General features: G+C 53.6%; 16 protein-coding genes and 6 tRNA genes. 3 read left to right on the top strand and 19 right to left on the bottom strand.

Annotated features, from left to right (window positions below; all coding sequences use genetic code 11):
• Window positions 1-90: 90 nt before the first annotated feature.
• Window positions 91-573: a zinc ribbon-containing protein gene (locus tag OB87_RS14325; protein ID WP_033570100.1), complete on the top strand. Its 483-nt coding sequence runs from the start codon at window positions 91-93 to the stop codon at window positions 571-573.
• 65 nt (window positions 574-638) lie between these two features.
• On the opposite strand, the gene OB87_RS14320 is transcribed toward OB87_RS14325, so the two are convergent.
• From OB87_RS14320 to miaB, 9 genes are all read right to left on the bottom strand, one after another.
• A complete protein-coding gene (locus OB87_RS14320) occupies window positions 639-1,364 on the bottom strand; it encodes an amino acid ABC transporter ATP-binding protein (RefSeq protein WP_033570099.1) in 726 nt (241 codons plus the stop codon).
• Window positions 1,364-2,038 (bottom strand): glutamate/aspartate ABC transporter permease GltK, encoded by a 675-nt coding sequence (gltK, locus tag OB87_RS14315; protein ID WP_033570098.1) that lies wholly within the window; start codon window positions 2,036-2,038, stop codon window positions 1,364-1,366. Before gltK ends, OB87_RS14320 begins: the two co-directional genes overlap by 1 nt.
• Window positions 2,039-2,779 (bottom strand): amino acid ABC transporter permease, encoded by a 741-nt coding sequence (locus OB87_RS14310; RefSeq protein WP_033570097.1) that lies wholly within the window; start codon window positions 2,777-2,779, stop codon window positions 2,039-2,041. It abuts the gene before it with no gap.
• A 163-nt stretch (window positions 2,780-2,942) separates the two neighbouring features.
• Window positions 2,943-3,836, bottom strand: a complete 894-nt coding sequence (locus OB87_RS14305) for a glutamate/aspartate ABC transporter substrate-binding protein (protein WP_033570096.1) — start codon at window positions 3,834-3,836, stop codon at window positions 2,943-2,945.
• Window positions 3,837-4,204: 368 nt separating this feature from the next.
• Entirely contained in the window at window positions 4,205-5,734 is a 1,530-nt protein-coding gene (lnt, locus tag OB87_RS14300) for an apolipoprotein N-acyltransferase (RefSeq protein WP_033570095.1), read from the bottom strand.
• Window positions 5,735-5,741: 7 nt separating this feature from the next.
• Complete coding sequence (corC, locus tag OB87_RS14295; protein ID WP_033570094.1) at window positions 5,742-6,611, bottom strand: CNNM family magnesium/cobalt transport protein CorC; 870 nt, start codon at window positions 6,609-6,611, stop codon at window positions 5,742-5,744.
• A gap of 98 nt (window positions 6,612-6,709) precedes the next feature.
• Window positions 6,710-7,195 carry an rRNA maturation RNase YbeY gene (gene ybeY / locus OB87_RS14290; RefSeq protein ID WP_033570093.1) on the bottom strand — a complete coding sequence of 162 codons (486 nt, stop codon included), beginning with the start codon at window positions 7,193-7,195 and terminating at the stop codon, window positions 6,710-6,712.
• Window positions 7,192-8,244 (bottom strand): PhoH family protein, encoded by a 1,053-nt coding sequence (locus tag OB87_RS14285; protein WP_033570092.1) that lies wholly within the window; start codon window positions 8,242-8,244, stop codon window positions 7,192-7,194. Before OB87_RS14285 ends, ybeY begins: the two co-directional genes overlap by 4 nt.
• Before the next feature lie 230 nt (window positions 8,245-8,474).
• Complete coding sequence (gene miaB / locus OB87_RS14280; protein WP_033570273.1) at window positions 8,475-9,899, bottom strand: tRNA (N6-isopentenyl adenosine(37)-C2)-methylthiotransferase MiaB; 1,425 nt, start codon at window positions 9,897-9,899, stop codon at window positions 8,475-8,477.
• Window positions 9,900-10,122: 223 nt separating this feature from the next.
• Between miaB and ubiF the strand changes: the two genes are divergently transcribed.
• The gene (gene ubiF, locus OB87_RS14275; RefSeq protein ID WP_033570091.1) at window positions 10,123-11,289 is read left to right on the top strand and encodes a 3-demethoxyubiquinol 3-hydroxylase; all 1,167 of its coding nucleotides are present in this window, start codon (window positions 10,123-10,125) and stop codon (window positions 11,287-11,289) included.
• Window positions 11,290-11,450: 161 nt separating this feature from the next.
• Window positions 11,451-11,780, top strand: a complete 330-nt coding sequence (locus OB87_RS14270) for a DMT family transporter (RefSeq protein WP_033570090.1) — start codon at window positions 11,451-11,453, stop codon at window positions 11,778-11,780.
• A gap of 129 nt (window positions 11,781-11,909) precedes the next feature.
• On the opposite strand, the gene OB87_RS14265 is transcribed toward OB87_RS14270, so the two are convergent.
• From OB87_RS14265 to nagB, 10 genes are all read right to left on the bottom strand, one after another.
• Window positions 11,910-11,984: transfer RNA gene (locus OB87_RS14265), tRNA-Gln, on the bottom strand.
• A gap of 8 nt (window positions 11,985-11,992) precedes the next feature.
• A tRNA-Met gene (locus OB87_RS14260) sits at window positions 11,993-12,069 on the bottom strand.
• Window positions 12,070-12,111: 42 nt separating this feature from the next.
• Window positions 12,112-12,186: transfer RNA gene (locus OB87_RS14255), tRNA-Gln, on the bottom strand.
• A gap of 38 nt (window positions 12,187-12,224) precedes the next feature.
• Window positions 12,225-12,299 (bottom strand) — tRNA-Gln (locus OB87_RS14250).
• 56 nt (window positions 12,300-12,355) lie between these two features.
• Window positions 12,356-12,440: transfer RNA gene (locus OB87_RS14245), tRNA-Leu, on the bottom strand.
• Window positions 12,441-12,449: 9 nt separating this feature from the next.
• Window positions 12,450-12,526, bottom strand: a tRNA-Met gene (locus tag OB87_RS14240).
• Between the two features lie 218 nt (window positions 12,527-12,744).
• Window positions 12,745-14,409 (bottom strand): asparagine synthase B, encoded by a 1,665-nt coding sequence (gene asnB, locus OB87_RS14235; protein ID WP_033570089.1) that lies wholly within the window; start codon window positions 14,407-14,409, stop codon window positions 12,745-12,747.
• Between the two features lie 294 nt (window positions 14,410-14,703).
• On the bottom strand, window positions 14,704-15,927 hold the full coding sequence (gene nagC, locus OB87_RS14230) for a DNA-binding transcriptional regulator NagC (RefSeq protein WP_033570088.1): 1,224 nt from the start codon (window positions 15,925-15,927) through the stop codon (window positions 14,704-14,706).
• Between the two features lie 30 nt (window positions 15,928-15,957).
• Window positions 15,958-17,109: an N-acetylglucosamine-6-phosphate deacetylase gene (nagA, locus tag OB87_RS14225; protein WP_033570087.1), complete on the bottom strand. Its 1,152-nt coding sequence runs from the start codon at window positions 17,107-17,109 to the stop codon at window positions 15,958-15,960.
• 22 nt (window positions 17,110-17,131) lie between these two features.
• A complete protein-coding gene (nagB, locus tag OB87_RS14220; RefSeq protein ID WP_033570086.1) occupies window positions 17,132-17,932 on the bottom strand; it encodes a glucosamine-6-phosphate deaminase in 801 nt (266 codons plus the stop codon).
• Window positions 17,933-18,137: the final 205 nt, after the last annotated feature.

Raw genomic sequence — 18,137 nt, 5'->3', positions numbered from 1 at the left:
TTGGGAAGCCGCTCCCGGTTGTGTCGGAAAAATCATCTACACTAGGCAGTGCAGGCCCGTCGATAAGCGCTTTCACGCTAAGGAGTCACGATGAGCAAAGTGGTGCAGTATTACCGGGAATTGATGACCGCCGTTACCGAGTGGCTAAGCCGTGGCGAACGAGACATGGATAAGCTGATGTCGGATGCCCGGCAGCAGCTACAGGAAACCAATGCGCTGACGCAAAAGGAGATTGAGCAGGTAATACTGGCGCTCCAGCGTGATCTGGAAGCCTTCTCCCTCAGTTACGAAGAGAGCCAGAATGCCTTTGCCGATAGCGTGTTCGTGCGGGTGATTCGCGAAAGCTTGTGGCAGAACCTGGCGGATATCACCGACAGGACGCAACTGGAATGGCGCGAAGTGTTCAAAGATGTCAGTCATCACGGTGTGTATCACAGCGGGGAGGTGGTCGGGCTGGGCAACCTGGTGTGTGAACAGTGCCATCATCACCTGGCATTTTATACGCCGGAAGTCCTGCCTTTATGCCCGAAATGCGGACATGACCAATTCCATCGTCAGCCGTTTTCACCCTGACTGGGCGCGCACGAGAAAAAAACAAGGGTGCCGAAGCACCCTTGCGATATGCCTATACGTGCAGATTAATGCAGGATTTTCGCCAGAAAATCTTTAGCGCGGTCAGACTGCGGATTACTGAAGAAGTCCTCTTTGCGGGTGTCTTCAATGATCTTGCCTTCATCCATAAAGATGACGCGGTGTGCCACTTTGCGGGCAAACCCCATCTCGTGGGTCACCACCATCATGGTCATACCTTCCTGCGCCAGTTCCACCATGACGTCCAGCACTTCGTTAATCATTTCCGGGTCGAGTGCAGAGGTCGGTTCGTCAAATAGCATGGCTACCGGGTCCATACACAGGGCGCGGGCAATGGCTACACGCTGTTGCTGACCGCCGGACAACTGCCCAGGGAATTTGTTGGCATGGGCTGACAGACCGACGCGCGTCAGCAGCTTCAGACCTTTCTCACGGGCGGCTTCTTTGTCGCGTTTGAGCACTTTGACCTGAGCCAGCGTCAGGTTGTCGACGATGGATAAATGGGGAAACAGTTCAAAATGCTGAAACACCATCCCGACTTTGGATCGCAATTGTGCCAGATTGGTACGCTTGTCGTTAACCGTGATGCCGTTAACCTCGATCTGACCTTGCTGGATCGGCTCCAGGCCGTTAACGGTTTTGATTAAGGTCGATTTCCCGGAACCGGAAGGTCCGCAAACCACCACTACTTCACCTTTTTTCACTTCAGTGGAGCAGTCGGTCAGCACCTGAAATTGACCATACCATTTAGAAACATTTTTCAGGAAAATCATCAAACCGTCCTTCTCTTCAAATAATTGACCAGCATCGACGCCGAGAGGCTGATAATAAAATACACAAACCCGGCAAACAGGATCATTTCCACCTGGGTGCCGTCGCGTTCGCCGATAGTGGATGCGGTACGGAAGAAGTCCGCCAGACTAAGCACATACACCAAGGAGGTATCCTGAAACAGCACGATACCTTGAGTCAGCAGCAAGGGGATCATGGCCCGGAATGCCTGAGGCAGAATCACCAACTGCATGGATTGCCAGTGGGTCATCCCCAGCGCCAGTGCGGCGGAGGACTGCCCGCGGGAAATACTCTGTATGCCAGCGCGGATAATCTCGGAATAATAGGCCGCCTCAAACAGCGAGAAGGCTACCATAGCTGATACCAGCCGAATATCGGTTTTCGGAGAAAGGCCAAGCACATTTTGTAATAGGCTAGGTACGATCAGATAGAACCACAGCAACACCATCACCAGTGGTACTGAGCGAAACAGGTTAACGTACAGTTTCGCAAACCAACTGATGGGCTTGATGGGAGACAGGCGCATCACCGCCAGTACGGTGCCCCAGACAATACCTACCACGACTGCGATCAGGGTGATTTCCAGCGTGACGCTCATCCCCTTGAGCAGGTAGGGCAGGCTGGGTGGAATCGAACTCCAGTCAAAGTTGTACATTTATTTACTCCCCAGGTTGCCCGGCAGACGGATTTTACGCTCCACAATCTGCATGATCAGCATGATGATGGCGTTGATGCCGATATAAGCCAGCGTGATAGCGCTGAACGACTCGTAGGCGTGGGCGGAGTAATCCAACAGCTTACCGGCCTGAGCTGCCATGTCGACCAGTCCGATGGTGGAGGCGATAGCGGAGTTTTTTACCAGGTTGAGCATTTCCGAGGTCAGCGGCGGCACTACCACCCGGTAGGCATTGGGTAGCAAGACATAACGGTAGGTTTGGGGAAGCGTCAGACCGATTGCCAGACCGGCAGCCTTCTGGCCTCGCGGTAGCGATTGAATGCCTGCACGCACCTGTTCGCAGACGCGGGCGGCGGTGAACATGCCCAGACAAAACATGGACGACAGGAAGAACTGAATATTGGGGTCCAGCTCGGCCTTAAACCACATGCCGATTTTAGTCGGTAATAATTCCGGCACGACCAGATACCAGCTGAAGAATTGGACAATCAGCGGCACATTACGAAACATTTCCACATAGCAGGTGCCGATGCCTGCCAGCAGACGGTTAGGAACAGTACGCAGAATACCCAGCAGTGAACCGAGCAAGAAGGCGATAACCCAGGCGCACAAGGAAAGTAACACGGTGACCTGCAGGCCGGAAATAATCCACCCCAAATAGGTCGTATTTCCGAACGGAGCGGATTGCAGGAAGATGCCCCAGTTCCAATCTATTGACATAACAAACTCCGGTAAAAAAAGGGTAGCGTTCGCTACCCCGAAGATTGATGAGTGGCTTGTGGATTCGCAGGGTGGGGAACGGCCACCCTGCGCCTGTCTGTCTTGCCACGAGTCAGCAATCGAAAGGCAGAATGACTGCCCTTTATTGTCATTATTAATACGGTTACAGCGCCTTATCGTTCGGTGCCTTGAACAAGGCTTTCATGTCATCGGACAGTGCAAAACTCATATTCAGGTTTTTCGGCGGAATCGGTTGTTTGAACCAGGTATCGAACCATTTTTCGGCTTCGCCGGAGGTCTGCACCTGGCTTATGGTTGCATCAACCAGTTGTTTGAATTGAGGGTCATCTTTACGCAACATGCAGCCGTAGGCCTCGCGAGATTGCGGAGTGCCGGTGATTACCCATTCATCCGGGTTTTTAGCTTTGGCGCGTTCACCAGCCAGCAAAGCGTCATCCATCATGAAGGCTACCGCACGGCCACTTTCCAGTGTGCGGAAGGAGTCACCGTGATCCTTGGCGCTGATGATGCGCATATTCAGTTTTTTCTCTTCGTTCATCTTGTTCAGCAACACTTCAGACGTGGTGCCGGATGTCACAACGACGGCTTTACCTGCCAGATCGCTGAAATCTTTGATGCCAGAGTCTTTCTTGGTCAGCAGACGTGTACCGATGATAAAAATGGTGTCGGAAAATGCGACTTGTTGCTGACGTTCCAGGTTGTTGGTGGTTGAGCCACACTCCAGGTCATAGGTTCCGTTTTGTAACAGCGGAATACGGTTCTGTGAGGTGATGGGAATTAATTTTACCTGCAGGTTCGGCGCATCAAGCTTTTTCCGGACCGCTTCAATAATTTTGTCGGAGTATGCCTGAGAGTAACCTACCACTTTTTGCTGGTTGTCGTAGTAGGAGAATGGCACTGACGATTCGCGATGGCCGATAACAATAACACCATTGTCTTTGACTTTTTTAAGGGTGCCAGTTAGCTCTTCTGCATGGGCCAAACTTCCGGTTGCTGAAATCAGCAGTAATGACAGTGCCAGTTTGCGCAATTGCATGTTCTAACTCCTTTGCTGTTGTGATCGATGCTAGTTATTAGTGATGTAGCCTCTGGGATTCAGGCTATGTCACGTCGTGCACCGCTAAAGAGCGAATAAAACGCTGTCATGTTTAAAAATAGCGGATTGTAAATATATTGAAACGAGAATGTTTGTTTTTTGCGAGACATCCCGCACCAAATTACTGCAATAAAAACTTATGGCACTAGTTTGGTGCAGTTCGTGCCCTAATGTTGTGCTGCCTCAGGGCTGGGGATGGCTACAAACGTGCAACGTTAAACGTTTCATATCAATGGTTAGCAAGTTGTATGCCAGAAATGAAACAAGACATGTCCAGGCATGTCTTGTCGTTGAGAAGGGGAAAGAAATCAGCGGGAGCGGAAGCGATAAACCAGCGCCGCGAAGCCCAGCAAGGCTTCCAACAGCCACAACGGCCAGGAACCGAAGCGGGCGTAAGGCGTGATGCCGGTTGCCGGTGTGACGCGGGTTTCCAGTACACCGCGGGTGAACTGCGGGAGACTGGCGCTGATGCCGCCATCTGGCGTGATAACGGCCGTTACGCCGTTGTTGGTGGCACGCAGCAGTGGGCGGCCCAATTCCAGCGCTCGCATCCGGGCCATCTGGAAGTGTTGCCAGGGACCAATGGAGTTGCCGAACCAGGCATCATTAGAAATGGTCAGCAGCATATCAGTGTCGGCGTGGAAATTGTCACGCACTTGCTGCCCCAAAATGATCTCATAACAGATGGCGGCGGTGAGGCGGTAACCGTTAACCACCAACTGTGGCTGCAGGTAGCCGCCGCGGCTGAATGCAGACATCGGGAGGTCGAAGAACGGTGCCAGTGGGCGCAGCAGTGTTTCCAGTGGCACGAACTCGCCAAACGGCACCAAATGATGTTTGTTGTAGCGATTAGTGGTTGGGTAACGATAGGGCTGTTGATCGCCCAGCACGATGATACTGTTATAGAAATCAGTGCGGTTGTTTTCCCGTCGTGCATCGATAATGCCGGTGATTAGGCTGCTGTGGTGCTCGCGCAGAATCGCATCCAGTTGCGTCAGGTAGTCCTGTTGGCGGGTTTCGACATCAGGAATGGCGGATTCCGGCCAAATCACCAGTGGCGCTTTACCCATCACAGGCAGCGTGTTATCGAAATAGACTTTCAGTGTGCTGAGCAGCTCGTTCGGGTCCCATTTCAACGCCTGAGGAATATTGCCTTGTACCATTGCCACGTTGACCGCACGTTCCGGCTGCAATTTGTACCATTCAAGCGAGCGCAACGGCCACGGCAGCACCAACAATGCAGCGGCTACCAGCGCTGGCTGCCAGCGCCGCAGCGTTAGCCCCAGAACCAGCAACCCGCTGACTATCATCAACAGGAAGGTAAGAGTATCGACCCCGGCGATCGGCGCAATACCTTTCAACGGGCCATTAAGCTGACTGTAGCCGAACTGCAGCCAGGGAAAGCCGGTCAGCACCCAACCGCGCAGCAACTCGGTGACTTGCCACAGCACCGGTGCGGCCAGCGCCACACGCCATACGTTTGTCTGTGGCCACAAGCGTGCAAGCACCCCAGCGAACAGCATCGGATAGAGTGACAGGTAGAGCGCCAGCAGCACCACCAGGCCGACATTGACCGGGCCGGGCATACCGCCAAAGTCGGCGATACTGTAGTAGACCCAGTGAATGCCGATGCCGAACAGGCCGAAGCCCCAGCTGAAACCGATCGCTGCCGCCTGACGAGCCCGGCGGTTTAGCGTTAAACCTTGTAGCCCCATCAATGAAATAATGGCTGCTGGCCAGAAATCATAAGGGGAGAACGCCAGTGTGCCGCAGGCACCGAATAAAAGCGCCAGCAGGAGGCGAACCTGCTGGCGTTGCAATAATAAAGCGACTGCCATGAATGAATTAGTCTTCCAGTTGCGGTTGCGGAACGTCGTCAGGAATTCTGACATGAACCTGAATAATACGGCGACTGTCAGCCATGGCAACTTTGAACAGGTAACCGTCGATGTCGATGGTTTCCCCGCGTGCAGGTAAGTGACCAAAAGCCTGCATGACCAGGCCGCCGATGGTGTCTACTTCTTCGTCGCTGAACCGGGTTGAGAAGGTTTCGTTGAAGTCCTCGATCGGCGTAAGTGCGCGCACCGTGTAGGTCTGCCGATTTAACTGGCGGATATCGCGGTCTTCTTCGTCATCGTATTCGTCTTCGATTTCGCCGACGATCAATTCCAGAATGTCTTCAATCGTTACCAACCCAGAGACGCCACCAAATTCATCGATGACGATCGCCATGTGGTAGCGCAGGGAACGGAATTCGTTGAGCATTCGGTCTACACGCTTGCTTTCCGGCACCACGACGGCAGGCCGTAGCACTTTATCCATGCTGAATGGTTCGGAGTTGCTGCGCATGAACGGCAGCAAATCCTTAGCCATCAGGATGCCTTCGATGTGGTCCTTGTCTTCGCTGATCACCGGGAAGCGCGAGTGAGCCGATTCGATGATCACGTCCAGGCACTCTTCCAGCGTCTGGTTATGCTTGAGGGTAATCATCTGCGAACGCGGGATCATGATGTCGCGTACCCGCTGTTCGGCGATATCCATCACCCCTTCCAGCATGTCGCGGATTTCCGGATCAATCTGTTCCGAATCACGGATTAAAGCCAGCAGATCATCGTGATCTTTGGATTCGCCGTGGAAAATTTGATTGAGAAAAAGAGAGAAAAATCCCTTTTTGGGACTGGGGGTATCGCTGTTGGGAGAATGGTCGTCGCTCATGGCGTCAGTTAATATCACTCTTGTTAAGAAATGATGACCAGCGGTGAATATCGTCGGTGGCATATCGCCGCTGGCGTCTGATCCTTAAAATATCGGATTTAAGGCTTGTCAGTAAAATCTTCTTTTTCTGCCAGATACGGGTCGGCATAACCCATACTTTGCATGATTTCCGTTTCCAGTGCCTCCATTTCTTCGGCTTCACTGTCTTCGATATGATCATAACCTAACAGATGCAGGCTGCCATGGACAACCATGTGCGCCCAATGTTCATCCGCACTTTTCCCTTGTTCAACCGCCTCCTGCTCGACCACCTGCCGACAGATGATGAGGTCGCCCAGCAGCGGTAGCTCCACTTCCGGCGGCGCTTCGAACGGGAACGACAGCACGTTGGTCGGTTTGTCTTTGCCACGATAGGTCAGATTCAGGTGATGGCTTTCCTCTTCATCTACCACCCGGATGGTGACTTCCGCCACCTCCTGAAATTGCGGCAACACCGCTTCCAGCCAGCGCTGAAAGTTGGCTTCCGACGGCAGCCCGTTGGTATTTTCACTGGCGATTTGCAAATCAAGAATAACCTGACTCATTTCTGCTCCTGCGCGCCAGCCTGTGCTTCGCGCTTACGCTGTTCCGCCAGTTCGTCCCGGCGTTTTTGATCGGCGGTTTCCCACGCTTCATAGGCATTGACGATGCGAGCGACCACTGGGTGGCGCACCACGTCTTCGCTGTGGAAGAAGTTAAAACTGATTTCTTCGACTTCCGACAGCACTTCAATGGCGTGACGCAAACCGGATTTTTGATTGCGCGGCAGGTCTATCTGGGTGACGTCGCCGGTGATGACCGCTTTCGAGTTAAACCCGATACGAGTCAGGAACATCTTCATCTGTTCAATGGTGGTGTTCTGGCTTTCATCCAGAATGATGAAGGCATCGTTCAGTGTGCGGCCGCGCATGTAGGCCAACGGCGCGACTTCAATCACGTTGCGCTCGATAAGTTTTTCCACCCGCTCGAAACCCAGCATTTCAAATAGCGCGTCATAAAGTGGGCGCAGGTATGGGTCGACTTTCTGGCTCAGGTCGCCCGGCAGGAAGCCCAGCTTTTCACCGGCTTCCACCGCCGGACGCGTCAGCAGAATACGGCGAATGTCCTGACGTTCCAACGCATCTACCGCCGCCGCCACCGCCAGATAGGTTTTCCCGGTGCCAGCAGGGCCGATACCGAAGGTGATGTCATGATCGAGAATATGGGCGATGTACTGCGCCTGATTCGGGGTCCGTGGTTTTATAACCCCGCGCTTGGTGCGGATATTCACCGCTTTGCCGTATTCCGGCACGCTGTCGGCGGTTTGCTCCAGTACCCTGGATTCTTTAATCGCCAGATGAATTTGTTCCGGCTCTATATCCGGGATGACGCCGCGTACCGGCGCGGTATCCACATAAAGATGACGCAGGATATCGGCAGCGGCGTCGATGCAGAGGTCTTTCCCTACCAGCTTGAAGTTGTTGTCGCGATGATTGATCTCTATGCCGAGACGGCGTTCCAGCTGTTTGATGTTGTCGTCAAACGGGCCGCACAGACTGAGCAGGCGTTTGTTGTCCGCGGGTTCGAGGGCAATTTCTTTTATCGTTACGTTCAAACTATTCCTCTTGGGTTTAAGCAGAATGAGCAATGACGCTGTGCCACAGGCAGTGATGTCTGCCCGGATGTGGCGCAGAGATTACCCTGATTATTTATCGTGAACCCCGTAGGGTGCAAGTCACATTCGGTATAAAGGCAGCGGGGGAGATGAATCTAGTCTGGATGTTGCCGTAAAGAAAAAGCGGGCCGCTTGACGGCCCGCCTGAGAACAATCATCCGAACTCTGTATTACGGTTGATAGAGGCCAACGCCAAGCTCGTTCTCTTTACGGGTACGTGCGATAACCGACGTCGGCGATTCGCTAACACGCAACTCCATTTGATCTTCAGTACGGACAACCACGCCACGCAACGAGTTCGGGTAAACATCGACAATTTCCACGTCGACGAATTTGCCGATCATGTCGGGCGCGCCTTCAAAGTTCACTACGCGGTTGTTTTCAGTACGGCCTGACAATTCCATCACGCTCTTGCGTGAGGTGCCTTCTACCAGAATGCGTTGTACTGTGCCCATCATCCGGCGGCTGTATTGCATCGCTTGCTGGTTGATGCGTTCCTGCAGAATGTACAGCCGCTGCTTTTTCTCGTCTTCAGTTACGTCGTCCACCATGTCGGCGGCCGGGGTGCCAGGGCGAGGTGAGTAGATAAAGCTGAAGCTTATGTCGAAATCGACATCGGCGATCAGTTTCATGGTCTGCTCGAAATCTTCCTGCGTTTCACCCGGGAAACCGACGATAAAGTCGGAACTGATCTGGATATCCGGGCGGGCTTTGCGCAGTTTGCGGATGATAGCTTTGTATTCCAGCGCGGTGTGGCGGCGCTTCATCATGGTCAGTACGCGGTCGGAGCCGCTCTGAACCGGCAGGTGCAGGAAGCTTACCAACTCCGGCGTATCTTCGTACACGCTGATGATATCGTCGGTGAACTCGATCGGGTGGCTGGTAATAAAGCGGATGCGGTCGATACCGTCAATGGTTGCCACCAGACGTAGCAGTTCGGCAAAACTGCAGATGTTGTCATCGTGCGTTGTGCCACGGTAAGCATTCACGTTCTGGCCCAGCAGGTTGACTTCACGCACGCCCTGAGCCGCTAATTGGGCGATTTCAAACAGAACGTCGTCAACCGGGCGGCTGACTTCTTCGCCACGGGTATAAGGCACCACACAGAAGGTGCAGTATTTATTGCAGCCTTCCATGATGGAGACGAAGGCGGTCGGCCCTTCGGCGCGAGGTTCCGGCAGCCGGTCAAATTTTTCTACTTCCGGGAAGCTGATGTCCACGATGGGGCTGCGGGTGCCCTGCACATGGTTAATCATTTCCGGCAGACGATGCAGGGTCTGTGGCCCGAAAATCACGTCTACGTAATGCGCACGGTCACGAATGTGTTCACCTTCCTGCGAAGCTACGCAGCCGCCTACGCCGATAATCAGATTCGGGTTGACGTCTTTGAGCGTTTTCCAACGGCCGAGCTGATGAAACACTTTTTCCTGCGCCTTTTCACGGATCGAACAGGTATTCAGCAGCAGAATGTCGGCTTCTTCCGCGACGTCGGTCAGCTGGTAACCGTGCGTACTTTCCAGGAGGTCGGCTATCTTCGATGAATCGTATTCGTTCATCTGACAGCCCCAGGTTTTGATATGCAGTTTCTTTGTCATCGTCATCGACTAGCCATTACTCAGTGCGGGTAAACACGCTTACCTTCAACGGGGCGCATACATGCGGGCGCGTATTGTAATCTTTTGCCGTCGTTGTGACCAGAGTGAGCGGCACGTCGCTTTTCTGAAAAACGTTGCCGAAATCCAGTAAACTATCGCTATCTTTTGTCTTTCTGGCACCGGTGTCTTCTTTTATCGGTGCAGTAGAAACAGTGGGGCAGCTATGCACTATGATGCGGTGATTGTCGGTGGAGGCATGGTGGGTGCCGCCGCCGCGTTGGGACTGGCGCAAAACGGTTTTCAGGTGGCGGTGCTGGAGCAGGAAACGCCGTCGCCGTTTGTGATAGGGAGTGCGCCGGATGTGCGGGTATCGGCGATTGGTCAGGCATCGGTCCGGTTACTGGAGCAACTCGGTGTCTGGCAGGGCGTGGGGCAGATGCGCAGCGCACCTTACCGGCGGCTCGAAACCTGGGAATGGGACAATGCGCATGTGGTGTTTGATGCGGCTGACCTCGGGTTATCCGAACTGGGGTTTATGGTCGAGAACCGTATTCTGCAATTGGCGCAGTGGCAGGTGCTGGAGAAAACACCGGGTGTGACATTATTGTGCCCGTGGCGATTACAGCATATGCACCGTGAAGAGCGGCAATGGGTGCTGACGAGCGAACAAGACGATAGCCTGTCTGCGTCTCTGGTGATTGGCGCTGATGGTGCCAATTCGAAAATCCGCCACTGGGCGGGCATTGGTATCACGGGGTGGCAATATCGCCAGTCCTGCATGTTGATCAGCGCTGAAATGGCTGGCTCGCAGCAGGATGTGACCTGGCAGCGATTTACACCGTCTGGGCCACGTGCGTTTCTGCCGTTGTTTGACGGCTGGTGCTCGCTAGTGTGGTATGACAGCCCGCAGCGTATCCGCCAGTTACAGGCAATGCCACTTCCTCAATTGAACAAGGCTATCGCCGAGACGTTTCCCGCACGGCTGGGTGAAGTCAATGCGGTCGCCGTCGGCGCGTTTCCGCTGGTGCGTCGTCATGCGCAGCAGTATGTGCTGCCGGGGCTGGCTCTAATTGGTGATGCGGCGCATACCATCAACCCGCTGGCGGGGCAGGGCGTGAACCTGGGGTATCGGGACGTTTCCACGCTGCTCGATGTGGTGATTCGGGCGCGTGATGAAGGCGCTGTTTGGTTCGATGAGTCGGTGTTGCAGCGCTATCAGCGACAGCGCAAACCGGACAATCTGTTGATGCAAAGCGGGATGGACCTGTTTTACGGCGTGTTCAGTAATCGGCTACCGCCGCTTGAGTTTGCCCGTAATCTGGCATTGATGGCAGCACAGCGCGCTGGAAAAGTGAAACAGCAGGCGTTGCGTTACGCATTAGGGTTGTAAATAGCGTAACTGTTAGGCTGTTTTTATGATTTTTTCGCCGTCATGCCGTCTTCATGTAGCGTCGTTACATTGAATGCCGTGATCTCTGCCAAGAGACGACCAATATAACGCGTTATCCTGACGACATGCGGCGAATTCCTTAATTCTGAGTAGTGAACCTGATGACCTATTTATTTCTTTGTCTGGCGATTGTGTCAGAAGTGGTGGCGACAACGGCGCTGAAACTGTCGGAGAGTTTTACCCGGCTGGTGCCGAGTGTGGTAACGGTGGTGTTCTACGCCATTGCTTTTTACTGTCTGACTGTTTCTATGCGGGTATTGCCAACCGGTATCATTTACGCCATCTGGTCGGGCGCAGGTATTGTGCTGATCGCGGCAATAAGCTGGATTTTTTATGATCAGCGGTTGGACTGGCCTGCGGTATTGGGAATGGCGCTAATTATTGCCGGTGTGGCGGTGATTAACCTGTTTTCCAATTCGGTGGCGCATTAATGAACGGGCCGGTACTGGCGTTAAGCCGGTGCCGGTTATCGTGATGCAGACGAAAAGTCGATGAGCGATAAACAATAAAACGATAAAAGCGTAAAAAAGAAAAAGCCCGCTTGCACGGGCTTTTCTATATGGCTGGGGTACGAGGATTCGAACCTCGGGATGGCGGAATCAGAATCCGCTGCCTTACCGCTTGGCGATACCCCAATTTAATGTGGTGGCTACGACGGGAATCGAACCTGTGACCCCAGCATTATGAGTGCTGTGCTCTAACCAGCTGAGCTACGTAGCCAAATACTGCACTGTCAAAAGCCTGAAGCTTTGTGACTGAAAATGGCTGGGGTACGAGGATTCGAACCTCGGGATGGCGGAATCAGAATCCGCTGCCTTACCGCTTGGCGATACCCCAACAGGGTGCACATCGCATGATGTGTCTCACTTCATTTATGGCTGGGGTACCAGGATTCGAACCTGGGAGTGGCGGGATCAAAACCCGCTGCCTTACCGCTTGGCGATACCCCAATAAAACCGTTGCATACCTAGGCTGACGCTTTGGTTTTCTGCACTGACAAAGGTAATGGTGCGGGAGGCGAGACTTGAACTCGCACACCTTGCGGCGCCAGAACCTAAATCTGGTGCGTCTACCAATTTCGCCACTCCCGCAGGAAAAAATGGTGGCTACGACGGGAATCGAACCTGTGACCCCAGCATTATGAGTGCTGTGCTCTAACCAGCTGAGCTACGTAGCCATCTTTTCCGCGTCACCTTCATCGGCGTTGCGGGGCGCATTATGCGGAGTTGGCCTTTTGGCGTCAACACATTTTTTCCCTAAAAACGGCGTATTCGCGCTGTTTGTTTGGGTTATGAACAGTCTGGTGAGAAAAGCGTCAGAAAGCAGACTTTTGACTGTATTCCATAAGAAAAACGGGCCGCTAAAGGCCCGTTTGAAACAGTAAAATAAAACCGATTACTGATAGGCGGATTGATGCACGCCGACGGCGCGACCTGACGGGTCATCCATCTTTTTGAAAGATTCATCCCACTCAATGGCCTTGGCGGATGAACAAGCTACAGACGGGCCGCCAGGGACACATTCAGCTGCGCTCGGGACTGGGAACAGTTCTTCAAAAATTTCGCGGTACAGGTAGCCTTCTTTGGTAGTTGGCGTGTTGTACGGGAAACGGAAGTGCGCGGTTTCCAGTTGCTGGTCAGAAATTTGTTTGGCCGCAACCTCTTTCAACGAGTCGATCCAGCTGTAACCCACGCCGTCAGAGAACTGCTCTTTCTGACGCCAGGCTACGCTGTGCGGCAGATAGGATTCGAAGCACTCGCGCAGAATGTGTTTTTCCATCTTGCCGTTGCCGCACATTTTGTCTTTCGGGTTGATGCGCATCGCTACGTCCAGGAATTTCTTGTCCAGGAACGGTACGCGGGCTTCGACGCCCCAGGCGGACATCGCCTTGTTAGCGCGGGCACAGTCATACTGGTGCAGCGCCAGCAATTTACGCACGGTTTCTTCATGGAATTCTTTCGCGTTCGGCGCTTTGTGGAAGTAGAGATAACCGCCGAATACTTCGTCCGAACCTTCGCCGGACAGTACCATCTTGATACCCATCGCCTTGATTTTACGGGACATCAGGTACATCGGCGTTGACGCGCGGATGGTGGTGACGTCATAGGTTTCGATGTGGTAAATCACGTCGCGGATGGCGTCCAGACCTTCCTGTACCGTGAAATGAATTTCGTGGTGCACCGTGCCCAGATGATCCGCAACATCGCGCGCGGCTTTCAGGTCAGGTGCGCCTTCCAGGCCGACCGCGAACGAGTGAAGCTGCGGCCACCAGGCTTCGCTGCGCTCGTCGTCTTCCACGCGACGGGCGGCGAACTTCTTGGTGACGGCGGAAATGATGGAAGAGTCCAGCCCGCCGGACAACAGCACGCCGTAAGGCACGTCGGACATCAGGTGGCTTTTCACCGATTCTTCCAGCGCTTCGCGCAGTTCGTTGGCGTCGGTCACGTTATCTTTAACATTGTCGTAATCGAACCAGTCGCGACGATAGTATTCGCGAATCTCGCCGTCCTGACTCCACAGGTAGCTGCCTGCCGGGAACTCTTTGATGGTGCGGCATACCGGCACCAGCGCTTTCATCTCAGAGGCTACGTAGAAGTTGCCGTGTTCGTCATAACCCATATAAAGCGGGATGATGCCCAGGTGATCGCGGCCGATCAGATAGGCGTCTTTTTCGCTGTCATACAGGGCAAAGGCGAACATGCCGCGCAGTTCGTCCAGGAATTCTGGACCTTTTTCCTGATACAGCGCCAGAATCACTTCGCAGTCGGAACCGGTCTGGAACTGATAGCGATCGCCATATTGCTGACGCAGAGCCTGATGGTTGTAAATTTCGCCGTTCACGGCCAGTACGTGGGTGTGTGCCTGGTTGTAGAGTGGTTGCGCGCCGGTGTTGACGTCGACGATAGACAGACGCTCATGCGCCAGAATGGCTTTGTCGCTAGCGTAAACACCAGACCAGTCCGGGCCACGGTGACGCATCAGACGGGACAGTTCCAGCGCTTTTTTGCGCAATTCAACCGGATCGGTTTTCAGATCAAGCACACCAAAAATAGAACACATACAAGAGGCTCCCTTTATCCACGCATCACAACGTGAAACAGTCAAAGTGTATGGCGGTAATCAGGCGCTTTTCCTTGCCGTATCTCACCCCTGAGGGTGACTTGCCGCCGTATCGGTAACACTGATTTAGCATCAAAAGGGGATGGCAGTTCAATATCATTTAATGAAAAAAGCCATTGTGCTGGTGAATGTGTAATTTCTAGTTTGATTTATTGGTTTTTATTTAAAATGGTGGAGAGATGGCGCCGGATTTTTAGCGATCTCATAATCCGGCCTTATAGCAGAAAACTAAACTTACTGATTTTCAAGCAGACGTTGCAGTAATACACCATTCAGCATCGCGCGTTTTACCAGCGCAAAAGCACCAATAGCGGATAAGTGCTGCAATTCGGAGACGACGACCGGCAGGTTTTGCCGAAAGTCTTTCAACACCTGAGCATTGATACAGCGTTGAATGGCAGGCAGCAGAATTTTATCTGCGCCGGTAATTTCACCGGCGATGACCACTCGCTGCGGATTGAACAGGTTGACCGCAATCGAAATGGCTTTGCCCAGATGCTGCCCGGCTGACTCGATCAGTTCACGGGCCAGAAGGTCACCCCGGTTAGCGGCTTTGCAGATAGCGGCGATTTGGCAGTCATCCTGCGTCAGTTTGCTGGGAAACCCCTGTTCCAGCAGATGATGTGCCCGCTGCTCCAGCGCGCCGTTCGACACCACCGTTTCCAGACAACCGAAGTTACCGCAGTGGCAGCGGTCACCCAGTGGGCCAATCTGGATATGGCCGATTTCCCCGACATTACTGTTGCTGCCGAGAAAGATTTTTCCGTTGACCAGAATGCCAGCCCCCACGCCGCGGTGAACCCGCACCAGCAAAGAGTCCTGACAGTCACGTGTCGCGCCGAAGTAATGCTCGGCCAGCGCCAGGCTGCGAATATCGTGGCCGACAAAGCTGTGCACGTTAAAGTGCTGTTGAAGGTTATTCACCAGCGGCCAGTTGTCTACGCTGATGTGCGGCATATAACGCACGACACCAGCGATAGGGTCGACCAACCCCGGTAGCACCACTGAAATGGCGATCAGCTCGCGGATACGACGTTGGTGACGGGCAATGAACTGATCGATAACCGCGAACAGCGCGCTTTCCAGCGTGTCCTGAGTGGTTTCCGGCAGGTTACAGTGTTCTTCTTCCAGCCGTTTTCCCTGCAAATCGTATAGGGCGAGGGTGGCGTCGTGGCGGCCAAGCCGCACCGCGACGGTATGGAACGGACGCGTTTCGGAAATGATGGAAATGGCGCGACGCCCGCCAGTCGACGCCTGCTGATCCACTTCTTTGATCAGGCCGCGTTCCAGTAACTGGCGGGTAATTTTGGTGACACTGGCGGGAGCAAGCTGGCTCTGCTCTGAAATCTGAATCCGGGAAATAGGGCCCTGTTGATCGATCAGGCGGTACACGACCGCACTGTTAAGTTGCTTGACCAGATCAATGTTCCCTATCTGGGGTTGTCCGCCTGTGGTCATGACGCGTTACTCGTGTCGATGCAATACGTTTTACTGTTTATGAAAAACTTCTTCACCATTCACAAACGTATTGAGGATGTCAAAATCGCGGGTCAATACCGTCAGATTAGCCACGTGGCCCGTCTCAATACTTCCCAGTCGGTGGTCTTCTCCGATGGCTCTTGCCGGGTAGAGTGTCGCCATTCTTAGCGCCTCGTCCAGCGCGATACCCGCATGTTCTACGCAATTGCGCACGGCTTCTATCATGGTAAGCGCTGAACCGCTCAGGGTGCCGTGCTCGTCCACGCAAATGCCGTCGCGGTAGTATATGGTTTTACCGGCAAATGTGAACCGGTCGATAGCCGAGCCCGCCGGTGCGGTAGCGTCGGTGACCAGTACCAGTTTGTCACCCTTGATGCGTTTGCTGTTGCGAATGTTGGCCCAACTGACATGGCGGCCGTCGGCGATGATGCCGCAGTAGACTTCCGGCGCGTCATAGACGGCACCAACCAGGCCAGGTTCTCGCCCGGCAAGGGGCGGCATGGCGTTGAACAGATGAGTGGCGAAGCGAATACCGGCCGCAAAGCCTTGTTTGGCTTGTTCCCAACTGGCGTTGGAGTGACCGGCGGACACCACGATACCCGCAGCGGTCAGTTGCCGAATAACCGCTGTTGATACCATTTCTGGTGCCAGCGTAATTTTACTGATCACATCGGCGTTATCGCACAGATAACTGAGTAATGACTCGTCCGGCTGGCGAATAAAGGCGGCATCATGGGTGCCTTTTTTTAGCGGATTGAGCCAGGGGCCTTCCAGATGCAGCCCCAGCGCCTGATGACGATGTTGGGCGAGCCAGGCACGCATCACACCGATGCCGTGACGCATAAATTCGTCAGCGGAGGTGATGAGCGTCGGCAGAAAGCTGGTACAGCCGGATTTTTCGTTGGCCCGCTGCATGGTGTCTAGCGTTTTGACGGTGATGTTATCCAGCGCGTCGTTGAATTGGACGCCGCCGCAGCCATTTAATTGCAGGTCGATAAAGCCAGGGGCCAGTAGCGCACCGGCGAGGTCACGTCGGGGCAGGTTATCAGGCAGTTCGTGTGTGTGGCAGACTGCCTCGATCAAACCATCGGCGACAACGACTGCGTAGTCGTCAAGGATCTGATGGCCGGTAAAAATACGGCTGTTGGTTAAAGCGTACATCTCTAAGCTCCTGGCTCACCGATTACAGATTTTTGATATTTTCAGCTTCCAGCTCGCGGAAATATTTCACGGTTTTCACTTTCAATTCCATCGTGGAAGGTTCGTCGCATACCATTAACGCTTTGGCGTGCAACTGCAGGCAACTGATGGTCCACATGTGGTTAACGTTGCCTTCCACGGCGGCCTGAAGTGCCTGTGCCTTGTGGCGGCCGCTGACCAGAATCATCACTTCTTCTGCATCCAGCAGCGTACCTACCCCCACCGTCAAGGCATATTTCGGCACTTGATTGACGTCGCCGCCAAAGAAACGGGAATTGGCGATGCGAGTTTCTTCCGTCAACGTCTTGATCCGTGTACGGGACACCAGAGAAGACGCCGGTTCGTTGAACGCGATGTGACCATCGTTGCCAACGCCGCCCATGAACAGGTGAATCTTGCCGTAAGACTTGATTTTTTCTTCATAACGCTGACACTCGGCGGCGATATCTTCCGCGTTGCCGTTCAACAGGTTAATGTTTCCCTCCGGAATATCAACGTGATTGAAAAAATTCTGGTACATGAAGGTACGGTAGCTTTCCGGATGGTTCGCCGGTAACCCGACGTATTCATCCATATTGAAGGTGATGACGTGTTTAAAGCTGACCAATCCGGCTTCATACAGTGCAATCAGGGCTTTATAAGCTTCCAGCGGCGAACTGCCCGTCGGCAGGCCGAGCACGAATGGGCGATCGGCCGTCGGTTTGAAGGCATTGATGCGCTCGACGATATAGCGGGCGGCCCATTTGCCAACCTCGGCAGGGGTCGTTAGCGGAATCAGTCTCATGGGGCTCTCCTCAGAAAATCGGTTAGTGAAAGCAATTCTTCATCGGGTAAACGCAGTCAGATAGCATGGCCGTCAGGTAATATGCCCGCACTACGTTTCGGTGTTCATCTGGGGCTAGTGTAACGCGTTTTTTTTAGTCTTGAAATAAGTTGCATCGGCGTCGCGCCATAAACTTTTTGTATGTGATTTTCTGGTGATAATTATC

Origin of the sequence: Dickeya undicola, from assembly GCF_000784735.1 — a bacterium.
Lineage (GTDB): Bacteria > Pseudomonadota > Gammaproteobacteria > Enterobacterales > Enterobacteriaceae > Dickeya > Dickeya undicola.
Note: the sequence above shows the minus strand (reverse complement) of the source record. Positions and strands in the feature narration are given on the sequence as shown.